Here is a 15,750-nt window from a genome sequence, read left to right on the forward strand (position 1 = left end):
ATAAATGGCGTCCAAAAGTCAGATTTATGGAAAATTTCAAAAAAAAAAACGAACAATACAAAAAACGTATTGTTCGTTTCTTTTCTCCAATTTCTCAAATCTAAATAACCTAAACGACTTTTGTCTCGATCTCTTTTTCCATATACTCTAGAGTTCAACATCTGGCAGTTTAACTGTAAAGGTCGTTCCTTTCCCTAGTTCGCTCTCAACTTCCAATTTACCTTTGTGGAGTCGAACCAATTGCTGAACGATCGGCAGGCCTAATCCAGATTCACCATATTTGGTATTTTTTCTTGACGGGTCTACTTTATAGTAACGATCCCAAATGCTCTTCATCTGCTGTTCTGACATCCCGATACCGGTATCTTGTATTTTGATGATCGTTTCCAGATACCCCTTTTCCAAAGAGATCGTAATCGTTCCATTTTCTGTAAATTGAATCGCATTTTGAATGATATTGACCATGATCTGAACAAAGCGATCATAATCTGCATATATTTCTATATCTGGTTCTGCATTCAGTACCAAAGCATCGCCAGCCGCCTCTGCTTTCGCTTCTAATTGTGCAACGATATTTTCCAGCGTTTCTGTTCCATTGAATTTCTTGATGACCATACTGATCTGATTCGTTCGTATTTTTTCATAGTCTAAATTCTCGTTGACCAAGCGAATCAATCGCTCTGTTTCATTTTTCATCAACTTGATGGCATTGTCCCGTTGATTCTCTGGAATTGCATTATATTCTAACCCTTCAAGTAATCCATTAATCGTCGTTAAAGGTGTACGCATTTCATGCGACGCATCTGCCATAAACTGCCTTCTACGATTTTCTTGCTCTTCGATCTCTGCTTGTGACTCTTTTAGAGAATTCGTCATTTTATTGAAATCATCAGCTAGTTCGTCAAATTCGTCTTTATCATGTACAGGTAATTGAACATCAAAATTACCATTCGTCACTTCTTTTGTCGCATTTCTTAAACGATTGATCCGTTTCACCTGGAAAGCTGCAAATCCATAGCTACCGATAATAGCAATAATACTCGAAAAAATGAATCCTTTGAAAAGATTCAGAGTAACGGAACGTACACTATTATCAATGTTTCTAGCTGGCTGACTAACCACTAATCCGCCATAAAATTCATGGTCTAAGTTAAAAGGAACAAGTGCATAAGAGGTTGCTTGGTTTTGTCCTAAAATATTCTTGTTCGAGGTATATTTTACTTGTCGACCACTTCGCAGATTTTCCCACTGATTCGAATTTATCGAAAAATCCAATATCGTATTATTTGTTGGATAGATGACTCGCTCATTTTTGTCAATAAAAATAAAATTGACATTTTGTTCAGACAATACTTGTTCAGTGAAAAAGAGTGCATTTTGAAATGCTTGATCTTGTGTCATCTGCGGAAATGTATCCGAATAAGTTTGCGTCGATTTTTCAACTGACTCTGCATAACCAAACAATTGTTGATAGTTGTTTTCTTCGATCGTTTGTTTCGTCAATTGTGTAAACGAAACCCCTACGATCAAAATAATCAGGACGATCATTCCACAAAAAGCTAATAATTGTTGATAAAGATACCGCATTAGGCAACACCAGAATCATCAAATTTGTAGCCCACACCCCAAACTGTTTGGATGACTTGCGGCCCTACTTTTTCAATTTTTTGGCGTAATTTTTTGATATGTGCATCAACCGTGCGTTCATCTCCAAAATATTGATAATCCCACACCAATTCCAAAAGTTGTTCCCGTGAAAACACCTGGCGAGGTTTTTTGGCTAACGTAAACAATAAATCAAATTCTTTGGGTGTCAATCCTTCGATTGGTTTTTCATTTAAATAAGCTTCTCGTGTTTTCGTGTTCATTTTAAAATGGTCCGTTTGGATATCAAAATGCTGATCGAAGCTCCCAGCTTCATCTTTTGTTTCAACTAATTCACTGCGGCGATGCAATGCCTTCATACGTGCAATCAAAGTCAACGGGCTAAAGGGTTTTGTAACATAATCATCTGCCCCCATCTCTAAGCCGATCACTTGATCACTCTCTGAATCTCGTGCCGTCAGCATAATGATCGGTACCGTACTGGACACTTTTCTGATCTCACGTCCGACAATCATCCCATCCATCGTTGGTAAATTCAAATCTAACGTCACCATATCCCAGTAGCTCGGTTTCTCTAGAAATGCATCCAGTCCTTCTTTACCATCGTATTTGAATGTTGCTTCCCATCCTTCATTCAAAAAAAACATCTGCATCATTTCTGATACGGATTGATTATCTTCGATCATCAAAATATTCATCTTTATTCCTCCCAAGTTCATCATCCATTTTTTGAAGTCTTTTTTCCGTTAATATAAAAATAGGCATGATTGGAAAAACCAACACCAGCATTTCAATTATAAAAAAATTCGTATGTCCTGTAATTTTTAGCCAATAGCCAATAAGTGCCATCAATAAGCCAAAAAGCAAAAAGTATTTACCACTCGTTTTTTGCGCTAAGCGAAAATGTTCTTCTGACTGGACTGCACGTGGTGAATGGTAGCCATAAAACGGGATATTCCCTTTAGAAGGTACAAGTAAAAATAGTATCCCAATGAATGACAATCCGATTCCGACAGTAAAAAAAATCATCCAATCCCCTCCTAAGTCTCTCCTTCTAGTATACTCTAAAAGTTGGTTTGAACCAATATATTCAGGAATTCTTCACGAAACGTTTGTCTTTTATTCAAACTTTGTTAAGATAGAGTTAATCCAATAATAAAGGGGTTTTTTGTGTGTCAAATTATCGTGCGATTACTTTTTTCGATCTTGATGGAACCTTATTAGATTCTCGTTCAAGGATCACACCCGAAGTGGCAAACGCTATGGAAGCATTGAAAAAAAATAATGTTTTGCCAGTCATTGCGACGGGCCGAACAGAAGCGGAGATCAAGCATATCATGTCTGATGCCGGTATTACTTCTGCGGTAACAATGAATGGTTCCTACATCAGCGTAGATGGAAAAGAAATCCATTCAGAAAAATTCTCTACCGATGAGTGTCAGAGAATGCTCGATCATGTCACTAGCCAAGGTCACCAGTTATCTTTTTATAATCATCAAAATATTTGGTGTACTGGCCACGATCAAACAATGATCGAAGCGTACGATTTCATTCATTCAACTGTTCCAGAAATCAATCCGTATGCTTTCTTGGATCATCCAATCAACATGCTATTGATCCTGTCAAAATCAGGTGATGAATACTACCATGAATATTTTCCAGAATTGACATTTTATCGAAATGGCCCTTACTCTATCGATACCGTCAAAAAAGGGATTTCTAAAGGTGTTGGTGTCAAACATCTAAAACAAGAAATGGATTTGGCAGATGTACCGACATTTGGATTTGGCGATGGTCCAAACGACTTTGCTCTACTAGAAGCCTGTGACAATAAAATCGCTATGGGAAATGCGTATGATGGCTTGAAAGAACTTTCGACCTTTATTACAAAGAAAAATACTGAAGGTGGGATCGTCCACGCATTGAAACATTTCGACTTGATTTAGATCAAACAGGAAATGATGCGGTAACTCCTTATACTAAATACTGTTGGTGCTTACCGTATCATCCAATGTTTCCGTATATAGATGAATTAACTCTTTATCCTTGAAAAAAAGAAAGATTATGGTATACTATGCTTTGTATGAAAATATACGTAACCCTTGTATCTTTACGGGGACGTTACGGATTCGACAGGCACAGTTCGAGCTTGAATTGCGTTTCGTAGGTTACGTCTACGTTAAAACGTTACAGTTAAATATAACTGCTAAAAACGAAAACAACTCTTACGCTTTAGCTGCCTAAAAACAGTTAGCGTAGATCCTCTCGGCATCGCCCATGTGCTCGAGTAAGGGTCTCAAATTTAGTGGGATACGTTAAACTTTTCCGTCTGTAAAGTTTAAAAGAGATTATCAGACTAGCAATACAGAATGCCTGTCACTCGGCAAGCTGTAAAGCGAAACCTCAAATGAGTTGACTATGAACGTAGATTTTTAAGTGTCGATGTGTTTGGACGCGGGTTCGACTCCCGCCGTCTCCATATATGTATTGTTGAGACAGATAAACATGTATGAAAAACGTTGTTAAATCAACGTTTTTTTATTTTGACCAAGAAGAAGAATGAAAAAATTTTGCATTTCTTTCGCATCACAATATCCTTCTAAGAAAAGGGAAATCCAAAGAGTTAATTTATCGAATGGTCCCCAAATGAAATCTTTTGTAGTCTGGATTTTTAAATCTTCTTTTAGTTCACATCAAAAAGCTTAATAATAGCTTGACGTGAATGCTACTTTAAGAATTCTTGTTCATATTCTTGAATGATTTCTTCCGCCCTGAATTGCTCGGATCCACTCAACTGTTGCTTCACATCTTGATACTCTTCCCTCATATTTTCTAAAACTAACGGAGCCTGATACGCAGACCACTCTGACATGGATTTTTCTGGATACTTTTTTTATATTCTGGATAATCCATAATCGTGATCATTACTCATCAACCTTCCAATAATTAAATCCATAAATCTAAATGTTTTTCTTATTTGGTTTATCTGCTATTTTAGTTGTCGACTTTCTCGCCACATTACCACTATTCATTTGATAATATTATTATAAATATCATCATAATTGTATTCTTTAATAAATCCAATTTGCTCGAAATTTTATGTAACAAGTATTAGTCAGCAGTTTCAGTAACAACTAAAGTAATACGGATTTCTGCATTTATTTCGTTTTCTCCTAAAAAATTCCTAAACTATTTTTCGACGGTTCTATTTGTAAACTAAAATTCGACTAACTCATTGACACACATCAGTTTTTAAGTCATCATAAATATATAGTTCATCGTAGATATTGATTTACTATTCCTATGCATTTGTGAATACATGATCATGAAGATCAAGTATATTCTTTAGTAAAAAACTAAAAAGGACTTTTAGGAAGATATCTTATCAAAATTTATGAATGCAAACTGAATTATTCGGAGAAAAATGAATCGGTTCTATTAGAAAGTCTTGTCGCTTTCTTTTATAAAATTAAAACCCGTGTTGCCACACGGACCATCTTTTAAAAATGACAAATCTATTATATCAGAAATGAGGAATCAAGAAATGGGATTATTCGATGGACTAATGGGAAATGCTGCACAACATGATAATAAATCTGTAGAAAACGAACTACAAGGGGTTTTAGTCCCTAATGAAAACGTGGATTTAGCTTTTAAATTAGTAAGAGACTTAATTGTTTTTACAGACAAACGATTGATTATTGTTGACAAACAAGGCGTCACTGGTAAAAAAGTAGAATATAAGTCGATTCCTTATAAATCGATCTCACGTTTTTCTGTAGAAACAAGCGGTCATTTTGATTTAGATGCAGAGTTGAAAATTTGGATTTCTAGCGCTGAACTTCCAGCCGAGAGTCTACAATTCCGCAAGGACAAAAATATTGTAGCTATTCAACAAGCATTAGCTTCTGCTGTTTTATTCTAACTATTGAACCAATCTAACAGTGATCCGTCCTTGTTTTTGACAGAAAATCCACCGAAAAATCAATTTTTTTGATAATAAATAAGTCAATGAGGATTTCACTAACAAACAAAAACTGGAAGACTGAAAATCGTAAAAAAGATTTTCAGTCTTCCATTTCTTTTGTCTTGAGACATATATCCAAAACTCTAGCGAAACGGATTATAAAAGCGTCCGCCATTGATGAACAATAAAGAGATCCCTGCGGCACACAATAAGATTACCAGTAATAATGCCAAATAATCGTTGCGCTTCAAGGGTTTAGCTAACAACCAAGTGCGGCTTTTTTTCTTACCGAAACGACGAAGCTCCATCGCCGAAGAAATCGTTTCGATTCGTTCTAAACTGGAGAAAATCAAAGGAATCGCAATCGTTAAATTGCCACGTACTCGTTTCATCAACGAGGCTTTCTTGGATAGCTCATTTCCTCGAGCTTGCTGTGCTTTTGAAATCGTTCGAAAATCTTCTTGAATGTCTGGGATATAACGCAATGCTAAAGAAAAAGCATAAGCTATCTTATATGATCCACCTACTCGATGAATACTTGATGCCAATTCACTAGGGTTCGTCGTCAAAATAAAGATCAACCCTGGTGGAATCGTGACGAAATATTTGATTAGCAGATTGAACTCATAAAAAAGTTGTTCTTGTGTGAGTGTATACCGGCCGATTCCTTCAAAAATCACATGTCTTGTTCCATAGATCGTCACACCATATTCTGGTGCAAATAGATAAACTGTCAGCAAATTCAAAATCGAAAAGAATGCGATAAATTTCAATACAAAGGAAATCTCACGATACGTAATTTTTGCTGTTCGAAAAAGAATAATAGAGAAAAGCGCAAGAACTAGCAAAAAACGTGTGTCATAAGAAATCATCCCAACTACTGAAATCATTAAAAAACACAACAATTTAGTGAAGCCGCTAAGTTGATGGATCACCGTTTTTTTCGGCAAATAACCGATCAAATTATTATCTGCCATCAGTAGACATCTCCTCATGCTGGATGAATGCCGACACAAAATCGGTGGCATTTGCTAAATAATTGTTTTGTGCCAAACGATAGAGACTCGTTTCACGCAGACTTGCTGAGGCAACTAATTCTGCCGAAGATAAGACATTGGCAGGGGGCTCATCCGCGATGATCTGTCCTTGTTTCAATACCAACGTCCGTCGGGTATGTTCCAACATCAGGTGCATATCATGGGTGATCATCAAGATGGTAATCCCTTGCTGGTTCAACGTGCGTAAAAAGGTCATCATTTCATTATAATGGTAATAATCTTGCCCCGCTGTAGGTTCATCAAGGATCAGCAATTCAGGCTCGAGTACTAAAATAGCTGCAATTGCTACTCGGCGTTTTTGCCCATGGCTCAATGCAGAGATTGGCCAATTACGAAATTCGTAGAGTCCGCAGACCTTCAATGTGTCAAAAACTTTTTCTTGGATCTCCTCAGGATCGACACCCTGGTTCTCCAACCCTAATGCGACCTCTTCAAAAATCATATTCTTCGATAGCATTTGATTGCTATTTTGCAACACGTAACCTATTTTGTCGGCTCGCTCCTTGATACTTTCATTTGCAATGGATTGCCCTTTCCACAATAGTTCACCTGTTTGAAGAGGATAAAAACCTGTGATCAGGTTCGACAGCGTAGACTTGCCTGCCCCATTATGCCCAACAAGACTGACCATTTCTCCTTGATAGAGTGTCAAGTCAATTTTTTTGATGACTTGCTCATCCCCAAAGACAAAGGAAATATTTTTCAGTGTCAGTAATGGCGTTTCTTTTAACGGAATTGCTTTGAATTCTCCCTGATCCTTGGATAATGCCGTTGCTATTTCTGGGGAAACTAGTTGATCGACCTGCGTTAGATCAGAAAACTCTTCCAAAGAAATACCCGCACGTTTCAAAGCAGAGATATACAAAGGTTCGCGTATACCATACATTGTCAAAAGGTTACTTTTTAGTAATTCTGTTGGCGTGCTATCTGCGATGATCGTTCCTTCGTTCATTAGAATAACACGATCGATTGGTGCTGCTAAAACTTCTTCCAAACGGTGTTCGATAATGATTGTTGTAAATTTTTGCGACTGATACAACTGGTCGATCATTTGAATCGCTTCATACCCCGTTTGTGGATCGAGATTGGCTAAAGGTTCATCAAACAAAAGGATCGGCGTTTCATCGATCAACACGCCAGCCATCGTTACACGTTGCTTCTGACCACCAGAGAGATCTTGTGGGCGTTTTTCTAATTGTTCCGATAGATTGGTTTTTTCAGACCAATAATTTACCGCCTTGCGCATCTCCGTTTGCTCAATCATCTCGTTTTCCAATGAAAATACAATATCTTCAGCAACGGTCAAGCCAACAAATTGGCTATCCGTATCTTGCAATACTGTCCCCACATCTAACGAAAGGTCATAGATGGTGGATTCGCCAAACAACTTCCCGTTGATGTTCAAACTCCCAGTAAAACTACCTTTTTCATTTTGCGGGATGATACCATTCAAACATTTCCCTAAGGTAGATTTTCCTGAGCCACTAGGACCCATGATCAAAATCTTTTCTCCTTGTTTGATGGACAAATTGATATTTTTCAGTGTGGGTTCGGCTTGGCTATCATATTGAAATGTAAAATCATGAAACTCGATCATTTTATATCCTCACGTTCTAATCTTCTTTATTTAAGCTACCTTTTTTCGTTTTCGTCTGCGCATAGGCTTTTAGCAAAATAACACCGATAACACCTGTTACAATCGCGTTTGTGATCCCTGCAACGATACCTTGTGTAAAGACCTTGCTTGGTGCCTCTGCATAGATCAAGATATCTCCGATTGGTGCAATCACTACCCATGTAATCAAATTGGCGATCGTTTCACCAACAAGAAACGTCCCAATTTCTTTTTTCCCAAAAGTTCCTTGTTCGATCGGGATACGTTTAGCTAACAAGCCAAAGAAGACACCTAAAATACCTGAAGCAATAATCCATGACCACCATGCCCCATAGGTCGTCAAGTCACCAAGTGCATGGCCGATAAAGCCTGCTAACCCTGCAACGATAGGGCCATAAACAACGCCTAACAATGCCAAGAAAGGATACGCCGTTGCGATATCCGTATTAGGAATCCCTGTTGGAATAGTTACGAAACGTTTCAAAATGAAGAAGACCGCTGCGCCGATACCAATTGCTACAATGTGTTTTACCGTGAATTTCTTACTCATACTTTTTACCCCTTTTTTAATTAATACGTAATAAGTGCTTCTTTTCTTAGTTCTTTGTCAGTTCGATCGTCCAGTCATTGCCTGTTCCGATCTTATATACAGCTGAAAATGAATCCAGATTGATCCCCTGACCCAACGTTCAATAATGAATTGATGTATAATACCGATTTTTTTGACGCTACTTGAGCAAACGAACGTCCAAAGACAACCTCATCTTGGTAACGGACTATACCTTGATAGTATATTTTTACTAGTAAACTTTGTCCATATTCAATTTGCCAATTTTTGAAAAAATCCACCGGAATATTCGTCCAAAGTGAGCCGAAACGAATATCGGTGATATCGATCGTACCTGTCGTCTTATGTTCATTTTGAATAGGAGCAATCAATATGTTACCAACTTGCTCGTTGGAATAACTGAACCTAGTTCGTCAAATCGTACATTTCCACTAGCTAGTCGAGCCCCCTTGTATACATAGACATCGCGTCCATGGAATGTATGACTTTCTGATGAACCAAGCAAGTGCTGTGTTTCTTCATCAATTTGACTGACTTCTTTGGTTCCTACGTATTGTGCCAAATATGTCAATGTCCCATTGTCTGGCGTGATAATATATTGCCCATCTTTTAATTCTGCCACGACACTTCGACGCGTTGAACCAACTCCAGGATCAGCAACCGAAACAAATACCGTGCGCGCTGGCCAATAACTTGCTGCTTGCAATAGACGGTAACTTGCATCATGAATATTGTATGGTTCAAACTCGTGAGTGAGATTATTGATGATCAAGTTGGACTCAACTTGATAAGCCACTCGATACATTGCATTTACCGGACCCTCTTGCAATCCAAAATCGGTTTGTACTACCTAAAAAGCCTGCCATAATTCGTCCACCTTCCAATTCTTTATATCCGATGAGTCTCTTTATGAGATAGTCATCCTTGCTTAAAAGCAAATACAAAAAATGCCCCTAGCAAAAAATTTGCTAAGGGCATTGGACATGCGTTACCACCTTTAATCATAAAATCCTCACAGATTTCATCTCGATCAGTACCCAAAAAGTTTGCATCTTGGAGACTGTGCCTTATTAACGGGGACAACCGTATTTCCTTCATAAATTCGGGAAATCCGCTCAAAAGCCATTTTCAAGTAATTGATGCGCATCCCCTCTCACCAAGCAGGAATTCTCTTTAGCGTACATGGTTACTCTACTTTCTTTTTCATCGCGTTTTAATGATTGGTAATAAAATAACAGAGTTCATTTGATTTGTCAATCAAGAATAAAATTTTATTTTTATTAATGGTGAAAATAAACCTAATTAAGATTGGTTACTTACTATTAGGAGGTCGAGACAAAAGTCGGTTAGGTTTGAGAAATTTCAAAAAAACTGACTTTTGGATGCCATTTATTCGAGAGTCTGTAGCAAAACTGAGATTTGTCCCAGACTCTATTACTGAATTTCCGATGTAAAATGAACCGTTTCAAGCATTCTTCTTAATTGCTCAGAGCGCTATCAATATGATACTAGTGATGAATTAAGAAACAACTGCATGTTCATAAATTCTAGCTGGTGTGGTAAATACCGCTTCAATCTCATGCAATGCACAAACTTCCGAATACTTTGCGACAACTTTACCGCATTTTTCTAATATTTCTTCATGGTCGCACTCTTGGTATTCCTCTACACATAAAACGATACAATTTTCCATTTTACTGATCACTTCACCAATTACTTTGTTTTTTAAGCCAATCGGTCGGCAAGCATATTTTTGTCCTAAAATGATTTCTTCGTTACTCATATCTCATCCACCTTTAATCGTTTTATCATTTTATAAAATGATAATAACATTGAAATTAGATTATGAAAACTAAAAACTATTATAATATTTAAAAAAAATAAGGCAATAGTAACAATACTTTCACCTCATCCGCTAAATTTTGAGAAATCATAGAAACAGAAGGACTTTCATCGAAAAAATAAACAACATTTTCAAAAATTGAACCGCAACTCTCTCAGTTTCTTCTTATTTTTTTCAGCTCGACACTGCTATTTCATCCTCATTTTTTATTTAGAAATAACACTAATTGGCATATTTTCAACTAAAAGCGCTACATATTTCTCCAAGTTTTCTTGATCGATGTGGTCGTAGCCATTGGTGACGCCACAGTCAATGTCTAATACTCCGATCAATTGGTCGTTTTTGACCATTGGTACGACGATTTCAGACTGCGCTGCTGAATCACATGAAATATAGTTTTCATGGGTTTTAACATCGTCAACGATCAATGAGATCCGTTTTTGTGCAGACTCCCCACAAACACCCTCGCCCATTTTGATTCGCGTACAAGACACTCGTCCTTGGAAGGGTCCTAAAATCAATTCTTCGCCCTCGAAAAGATAATAGCCGGCAAAAACTGTTTCTGGTAGGGTCTCATTTAAAAGTGCGGAAGAATTGGCTAAGTTAGCTAACCAATTGTCTTCAGCTTCCAATAGTCCTTCTTGCTGTAATAATAATATCTGGTATGCATCCTTTTTTTGTTTCTCTGTCCACATGACCCCATCCACTCCTTCTATGCAAGAAATTATAGCCTAGAAATTGTGGTCTGACTAGTCTATAAATTTAAAAGAGTTGAAAAATTTGTTTTTTCCGCATGCCACCGCTTTCTATTCATCCTCAAACAATAAAAGAGCGTGAGAAAAAGCCAGTCACACTTTTGTCCCACGCTCTCTCATTTTTATTGGTAACACAACCACGATTGCTTGATTGCCGTATCTATTCTGCTTGTTGGATTTCTTTTTCCAAATCTGCATAGTCGATTTCACTTTGAACAAAAGTCGAATCATTTACTGGAAAATGTTGGACCAAGCTTTCGATTTGGCTACTTTCAACAGTACCATTCGCTAATTCAAATTCCATGACATGCCCACCAAATTTTCTGGTATCATCAATAAAATGCAAATGGAACCCAGCTGCTGCTACACCTTGGAATAGTTCTGGGGTAAAAAATCCTACGAGCGTACCTTGGACATTCTCTTGATAGAACTCCGGTTGCGATTCAGAAATTTTGGCTAATCTTCGATAAGGTTTTTCTTGTTTTGGCATGATTCGGATATGCATTTTTTTGAAGGTTCCTGTGATTTTTATCGCTAAAAACAAGTTTTTCCCATCTTCTTTGTCAAGGATGTCTTTCTTTAATGTTTCGCCTTTTGTTGCTGCTGTTACATCAAATGAACGATCGGCTGTGAAGTCTGTAATGGCAGAATAAGGCGTCAGTTCCTCTCCTGTCAATCGTATGACTGCGCCATCAGAACGACCTTGATAGGCTTCTCCATCCAAGAAAATGACTTCTCCATCTAATCCATGTAATGTGCCTAGTCCCAACGTTCCATGTTCGAGTACTTGACCGATCGTTTCAGTTCCATCCATCAAGCCGGCCATCAATGCGCCTAAGGTTCCGTGTTGATACAATACCTTTTCACTCATGCTCGCATCTCCTTAATAAAATTGATCTGGTAAAATCGTTTCGCCTAATTTTTCATTGTCACGGTAATCAATCGGAATATCGATGATCACAGGACCTTCTGTTTCAAATCCTTCTGCTAATGCTTTATCCAATTCTTCCACATTTGTCACACGTAACCCTTTCGCACCAAATGCCTCTGCATATTTTACAAAATCAACTGGGCCAAAGTTGACACCAGATGAACGTTGATATTTCATGATCTCTTGAAATTCTACCATGTTGTAGCGACCGTCATTCCAAATCAAATGAACGATATTCAATTTTTTGCGTACTGCTGTTTCAAGATCTTGTGCAGAGAACAAGAAACCGCCATCCCCTGATACTGAAATGATTTGTGTATTTGGTCGAACTAACGCCGCAGAAATAGCCCAAGGTAAGGCAACTCCTAATGTTTGCATACCGTTACTGAACAATAGATGACGTGCTTCATAACTTCTAAAATGACGTGCCATCCAGATATAATGACTACCGACGTCAACAGTTACAGTCATGTCATCTGTTACTTTTGCTTGAAGTGTATTGATCACTTCTAATGGGTGCAAGATTCCTTCTTCACTTTTTGATTCAACGATATCTCTTGCCGCAAGTTTTTCTTGTAAAGAAGCAAGATATTCCTTCGCGTCAACAGATACTTGTTGAGGCTCTAAGGAAACAGTCAATAGGTCTAATGTTTCTGAGATATTTCCGATCAATTCTCTTTCAGGCTGCATATACGGATCAATTTCTGCTGGCGTTTCATCAATCACAATAATGCGCGCATCTTTTTCGGCATTCCAGTTTCTTGCTTCATATTCGATAGGGTCGTAGCCAATTGCAATGACCAAATCACTACGTTTCAACAACATATCTCCAGGTTGGTTTCTAAATAGTCCGACTCTACCAAAGAAATGTTCTTCTAACTGACGAGAGATCACTCCTGCTGCTTGAAAGGTTTCTACTACAGGCAAGCCTGTTTTTTCAACTAAATTCCTGATTGCTGTGGTTTCTTTTTCACTTGACCCACGCATTCCTACAAGCAGGACGGGTAATTTAGCTTCACGGATACGTTCAGCCAAATAGTCGATATCTAAAGCTGATGCTGATCCCAATTGAGGGTCTCTCAAAGGTTGGATTACTGCATTTTTAACAGGTGCATCAACTACATCTTGTGGGATACTGATGAAGCTTGCCCCCTTTTTAGAGCTTTTTGCCATACGATAGGCATTTGCGATTACTTCAGAAATCGTTTCTGGATCTTGGATTTCAGCACTATATTTTGTGATAGGCTGGAACAATGCCGCGTTATTCATGCTTTGATGTGTCAATTTTAGCAGATCACTACGTTTTACTTGACCAGCAATTGCAAGAACAGGATCACCTTCTGCAGTAGCAGTAACTAACCCAGTTGCTAGGTTGCTTGCTCCTGGTCCACTTGTAGCAATCACTACGCCCGGTTCACCTGTGATACGCCCGATTGCTTGAGCCATAAAAGCCGCATTTTGTTCATGTCTAGTAACGATCAACTCAGGGCCGCCATCTTCTAGTTCATTGAACACACCATCGATTTTTGCACCTGGAATCCCAAATACATAATTCACATGATGATTGATCAGACTTTCTACTACAGTTTTAGATCCTTGTTTCACTTTATCAGCCATTGTTTTTCTCCTTTTTCATTCCATTTAATTAAAAACAGAGACATTGATTAGTACAGTTTTAAAACCTGTTTCAAAATGAAGTTTAGCACTAATCAAGCAATTTGTGTAGTGATATGTAAAAAAAGATAGCGATAGAAGTGATACACTTCAAAAATAAGCAGGAATCCAAAAAACACTTTTCACATTTTTGAGGACTTCGATTTTCCCTTTGACAGTTTGCTTCTGTACTTTTCTTCAAATTTAAAGGATGAGCTAAAAGTAATTTTTACTTTAGTCTCATCCTCTTGGCCTATTCTCATGAACGATACGTCTTACCTAAAATATTTAATCCGATCACACGATCTTCCATGTGTGCGATTTTTGGTAGATGTCCCCAAGTCCCATAGCCATTTTTTTCAAATAGGCGTTGACTTGCTTGATTGATATCAAAAATAAAGGCTAATACTGTTTCAATCTTCAGACGTGACAACTGACTTTCGACAAAATGCAACGCTTTTTGCCCAAGTCCAAGCTTCTGACAGAATTGATCAATGTAAATACTGATTTCTACCGTTTGATCATAGGCTGGCCGTCCATAAAAATCACTAAGACTGATCCAACCAACAACTTCTCCTTTTTCTTCGATAAGCCATAAAGGCCGATGATCAGGGTGATGCGCTTCAAACCAGTCAATTCTTGACTCTACTGTGATTGGTTTCAAATCTGCTGTAGCCATCTTGCCAGGAATTGCTTGATTATAGATTTCAACGATTCGTGGTAGTTGCTCTATGGTTGCGTTCAAAAAATTCGTCACTGCTTCTATCATCCCATTCATATTAAGGTAAAATTTTTTAAGGACAATTATAGCATTAAGCACGTTAGATAGCCATCCTTGATCGTCAAAATAAAAAAAGGCGAGATCAGCTCATTTTTTCTGATTCCATCTGTTCAAATATCCTATAAGAAAAAGCTGGCGATGCGAACAGGGATACTGCATCTAAAACCATTTGCCACCGACTCTCTTCGATTTTTCTAATGAAAGCGACAAGCATACATGATATGATAGAGGTAATAAAAAATTATCAGGTGATAAAATGGATAAAAATAATTTGAATTTTTATAGTTCATTAGTCAAATTTCTTGGCCAAGCTTTAGGTGAAAATTATGAAATCGTTCTACACAATCTTGAAGAGGACCACTTTCATATTGCCGCCATCGAAAACAATTATATCAGCGGTCGAGATATCGATTCACCGGTAACTGGATTCGCTTTGGACTTGATTCGTTCAAAAAAGCATCTGACACAAGACTATTTAGTGAACTACAAATCCCAGACAATCAACGGAAAAAATTTGAAGGGTGCTACTTTTTTTATTCGAAATGATCAAAATGAATTGGTTGGATTGTTGTGTATCAATCAGGATATAAGTAAATATCAGCAGTTGTCACAAGAAATACTGGGATTAGCTGGCTTAGCAAAAGAATCACACTCTCATATCGCATTAGACACTGCTTTATTCTCTGACTCTGTTGAGATCTTGGAAGAAACGATTGAAGGAATCATTTATTCGATTGTTTCGCCAGACTTATTGAATCAACAAATCACGCTAAATAAAGATTTAAAAGTTGAGATCATTCGTCAGTTAAATGAAAAAGGGGTATTCCAAATCAAAGGGTCAGTCTCACAAGTGGCTAAGATCCTAAATATTTCTGATCCAAGTGTCTATCGCTACCTTAAAATAGCCGAAAAAACAAAATGAAAAAGAAAGGACGAGCGTGGGACAAAAGTAAGAAACACTTCTATCTCATTCT

The 15,750-nt window shown here is 37.7% G+C and carries 15 protein-coding genes, 1 other RNA gene, 1 pseudogene and 1 other annotated feature; of the genes and pseudogenes, 4 read left to right on the forward strand and 13 right to left on the reverse strand.

From position 1 onward, the window contains the following. Positions 1-147: 147 nt before the first annotated feature. The 3 genes from DVW83_RS07090 to DVW83_RS07100 are packed head-to-tail and all read right to left on the reverse strand — an operon-like array spanning position 148 to position 2,634. Positions 148-1,587 carry a sensor histidine kinase gene (locus tag DVW83_RS07090; protein WP_104660705.1) on the reverse strand — a complete coding sequence of 480 codons (1,440 nt, stop codon included), beginning with the start codon at positions 1,585-1,587 and terminating at the stop codon, positions 148-150. Then, a complete protein-coding gene (locus tag DVW83_RS07095; protein ID WP_104660706.1) occupies positions 1,587-2,303 on the reverse strand; it encodes a response regulator transcription factor in 717 nt (238 codons plus the stop codon). The genes DVW83_RS07090 and DVW83_RS07095 overlap by 1 nt, the downstream gene beginning before the upstream one ends. Then, entirely contained in the window at positions 2,278-2,634 is a 357-nt protein-coding gene (locus DVW83_RS07100) for an SdpI family protein (RefSeq protein WP_104660707.1), read from the reverse strand. The genes DVW83_RS07095 and DVW83_RS07100 overlap by 26 nt, the downstream gene beginning before the upstream one ends. 143 nt (positions 2,635-2,777) lie before the next feature. On the opposite strand from DVW83_RS07100, the gene DVW83_RS07105 reads away from it, so the two are divergent. Further along, positions 2,778-3,551: a Cof-type HAD-IIB family hydrolase gene (locus DVW83_RS07105; RefSeq protein WP_104660708.1), complete on the forward strand. Its 774-nt coding sequence runs from the start codon at positions 2,778-2,780 to the stop codon at positions 3,549-3,551. A gap of 168 nt (positions 3,552-3,719) precedes the next feature. Next, positions 3,720-4,087, forward strand: a transfer-messenger RNA (tmRNA) gene (gene ssrA / locus DVW83_RS07110). 243 nt (positions 4,088-4,330) lie between these two features. Here ssrA and DVW83_RS07115 read toward each other — a convergent pair. Further along, entirely contained in the window at positions 4,331-4,477 is a 147-nt protein-coding gene (locus DVW83_RS07115) for a hypothetical protein (protein ID WP_224784465.1), read from the reverse strand. A 672-nt stretch (positions 4,478-5,149) separates the two neighbouring features. On the opposite strand from DVW83_RS07115, the gene DVW83_RS07120 reads away from it, so the two are divergent. Then, positions 5,150-5,530: a PH domain-containing protein gene (locus tag DVW83_RS07120; RefSeq protein WP_104660709.1), complete on the forward strand. Its 381-nt coding sequence runs from the start codon at positions 5,150-5,152 to the stop codon at positions 5,528-5,530. Between the two features lie 185 nt (positions 5,531-5,715). On the opposite strand, the gene DVW83_RS07125 is transcribed toward DVW83_RS07120, so the two are convergent. The 9 genes and pseudogenes from DVW83_RS07125 to DVW83_RS07165 all read right to left on the reverse strand — a co-directional run bounded on the left by DVW83_RS07125 (position 5,716) and on the right by DVW83_RS07165 (position 14,815). Beyond that, positions 5,716-6,549, reverse strand: coding sequence for an energy-coupling factor transporter transmembrane component T family protein (locus tag DVW83_RS07125; protein ID WP_005876744.1), 834 nt, complete (start codon positions 6,547-6,549; stop codon positions 5,716-5,718). Beyond that, positions 6,539-8,227, reverse strand: coding sequence for an ABC transporter ATP-binding protein (locus DVW83_RS07130; RefSeq protein ID WP_137239179.1), 1,689 nt, complete (start codon positions 8,225-8,227; stop codon positions 6,539-6,541). Before DVW83_RS07130 ends, DVW83_RS07125 begins: the two co-directional genes overlap by 11 nt. Positions 8,228-8,243: 16 nt before the next feature. Beyond that, positions 8,244-8,795, reverse strand: coding sequence for an ECF-type riboflavin transporter substrate-binding protein (locus DVW83_RS07135; RefSeq protein ID WP_005876741.1), 552 nt, complete (start codon positions 8,793-8,795; stop codon positions 8,244-8,246). A gap of 46 nt (positions 8,796-8,841) precedes the next feature. Beyond that, a pseudogene (locus DVW83_RS07140) lies at positions 8,842-9,679 on the reverse strand (SAM hydrolase/SAM-dependent halogenase family protein). Between the two features lie 101 nt (positions 9,680-9,780). Then, positions 9,781-10,029: a binding site (T-box leader), on the reverse strand. A 303-nt stretch (positions 10,030-10,332) separates the two neighbouring features. Then, positions 10,333-10,596: a hypothetical protein gene (locus DVW83_RS07145; protein WP_104660713.1), complete on the reverse strand. Its 264-nt coding sequence runs from the start codon at positions 10,594-10,596 to the stop codon at positions 10,333-10,335. A gap of 266 nt (positions 10,597-10,862) precedes the next feature. Beyond that, complete coding sequence (locus DVW83_RS07150) at positions 10,863-11,351, reverse strand: GAF domain-containing protein (RefSeq protein ID WP_104660714.1); 489 nt, start codon at positions 11,349-11,351, stop codon at positions 10,863-10,865. Positions 11,352-11,571: 220 nt separating this feature from the next. Next, positions 11,572-12,282, reverse strand: coding sequence for an acetolactate decarboxylase (gene budA, locus DVW83_RS07155; protein ID WP_104660715.1), 711 nt, complete (start codon positions 12,280-12,282; stop codon positions 11,572-11,574). Between the two features lie 12 nt (positions 12,283-12,294). After that, complete coding sequence (gene alsS / locus DVW83_RS07160) at positions 12,295-13,959, reverse strand: acetolactate synthase AlsS (RefSeq protein ID WP_104660716.1); 1,665 nt, start codon at positions 13,957-13,959, stop codon at positions 12,295-12,297. A gap of 295 nt (positions 13,960-14,254) precedes the next feature. Beyond that, entirely contained in the window at positions 14,255-14,815 is a 561-nt protein-coding gene (locus DVW83_RS07165) for a GNAT family N-acetyltransferase (RefSeq protein WP_104660717.1), read from the reverse strand. A 217-nt stretch (positions 14,816-15,032) separates the two neighbouring features. On the opposite strand from DVW83_RS07165, the gene DVW83_RS07170 reads away from it, so the two are divergent. Further along, a complete protein-coding gene (locus DVW83_RS07170) occupies positions 15,033-15,698 on the forward strand; it encodes a helix-turn-helix transcriptional regulator (protein WP_104660718.1) in 666 nt (221 codons plus the stop codon). Positions 15,699-15,750 lie beyond the last annotated feature (52 nt).

This window comes from Enterococcus sp. VV15, assembly GCF_005236045.1.
Taxonomy (GTDB): domain Bacteria; phylum Bacillota; class Bacilli; order Lactobacillales; family Enterococcaceae; genus Enterococcus_B; species Enterococcus_B durans.

Bases quoted from the DNA above. Each gene is read 5' to 3' on its own strand.
- DVW83_RS07145 (WP_104660713.1), bottom strand. From the start codon at position 10,596: ATGAGTAACGAAGAAATCATTTTAGGACAAAAATATGCTTGCCGACCG.
- DVW83_RS07090 (WP_104660705.1), bottom strand. From the start codon at position 1,587: ATGCGGTATCTTTATCAACAATTATTAGCTTTTTGTGGAATGATCGTC.
- DVW83_RS07095 (WP_104660706.1), bottom strand. From the start codon at position 2,303: ATGAATATTTTGATGATCGAAGATAATCAATCCGTATCAGAAATGATG.
- DVW83_RS07135 (WP_005876741.1), bottom strand. From the start codon at position 8,795: ATGAGTAAGAAATTCACGGTAAAACACATTGTAGCAATTGGTATCGGC.
- DVW83_RS07130 (WP_137239179.1), bottom strand. From the start codon at position 8,227: ATGATCGAGTTTCATGATTTTACATTTCAATATGATAGCCAAGCCGAA.
- alsS (WP_104660716.1), bottom strand. From the start codon at position 13,959: ATGGCTGATAAAGTGAAACAAGGATCTAAAACTGTAGTAGAAAGTCTG.
- DVW83_RS07100 (WP_104660707.1), bottom strand. From the start codon at position 2,634: ATGATTTTTTTTACTGTCGGAATCGGATTGTCATTCATTGGGATACTA.
- DVW83_RS07170 (WP_104660718.1), top strand. From the start codon at position 15,033: ATGGATAAAAATAATTTGAATTTTTATAGTTCATTAGTCAAATTTCTT.
- DVW83_RS07120 (WP_104660709.1), top strand. From the start codon at position 5,150: ATGGGATTATTCGATGGACTAATGGGAAATGCTGCACAACATGATAAT.
- DVW83_RS07115 (WP_224784465.1), bottom strand. From the start codon at position 4,477: ATGTCAGAGTGGTCTGCGTATCAGGCTCCGTTAGTTTTAGAAAATATG.
- DVW83_RS07150 (WP_104660714.1), bottom strand. From the start codon at position 11,351: ATGTGGACAGAGAAACAAAAAAAGGATGCATACCAGATATTATTATTA.
- budA (WP_104660715.1), bottom strand. From the start codon at position 12,282: ATGAGTGAAAAGGTATTGTATCAACACGGAACCTTAGGCGCATTGATG.
- DVW83_RS07125 (WP_005876744.1), bottom strand. From the start codon at position 6,549: ATGGCAGATAATAATTTGATCGGTTATTTGCCGAAAAAAACGGTGATC.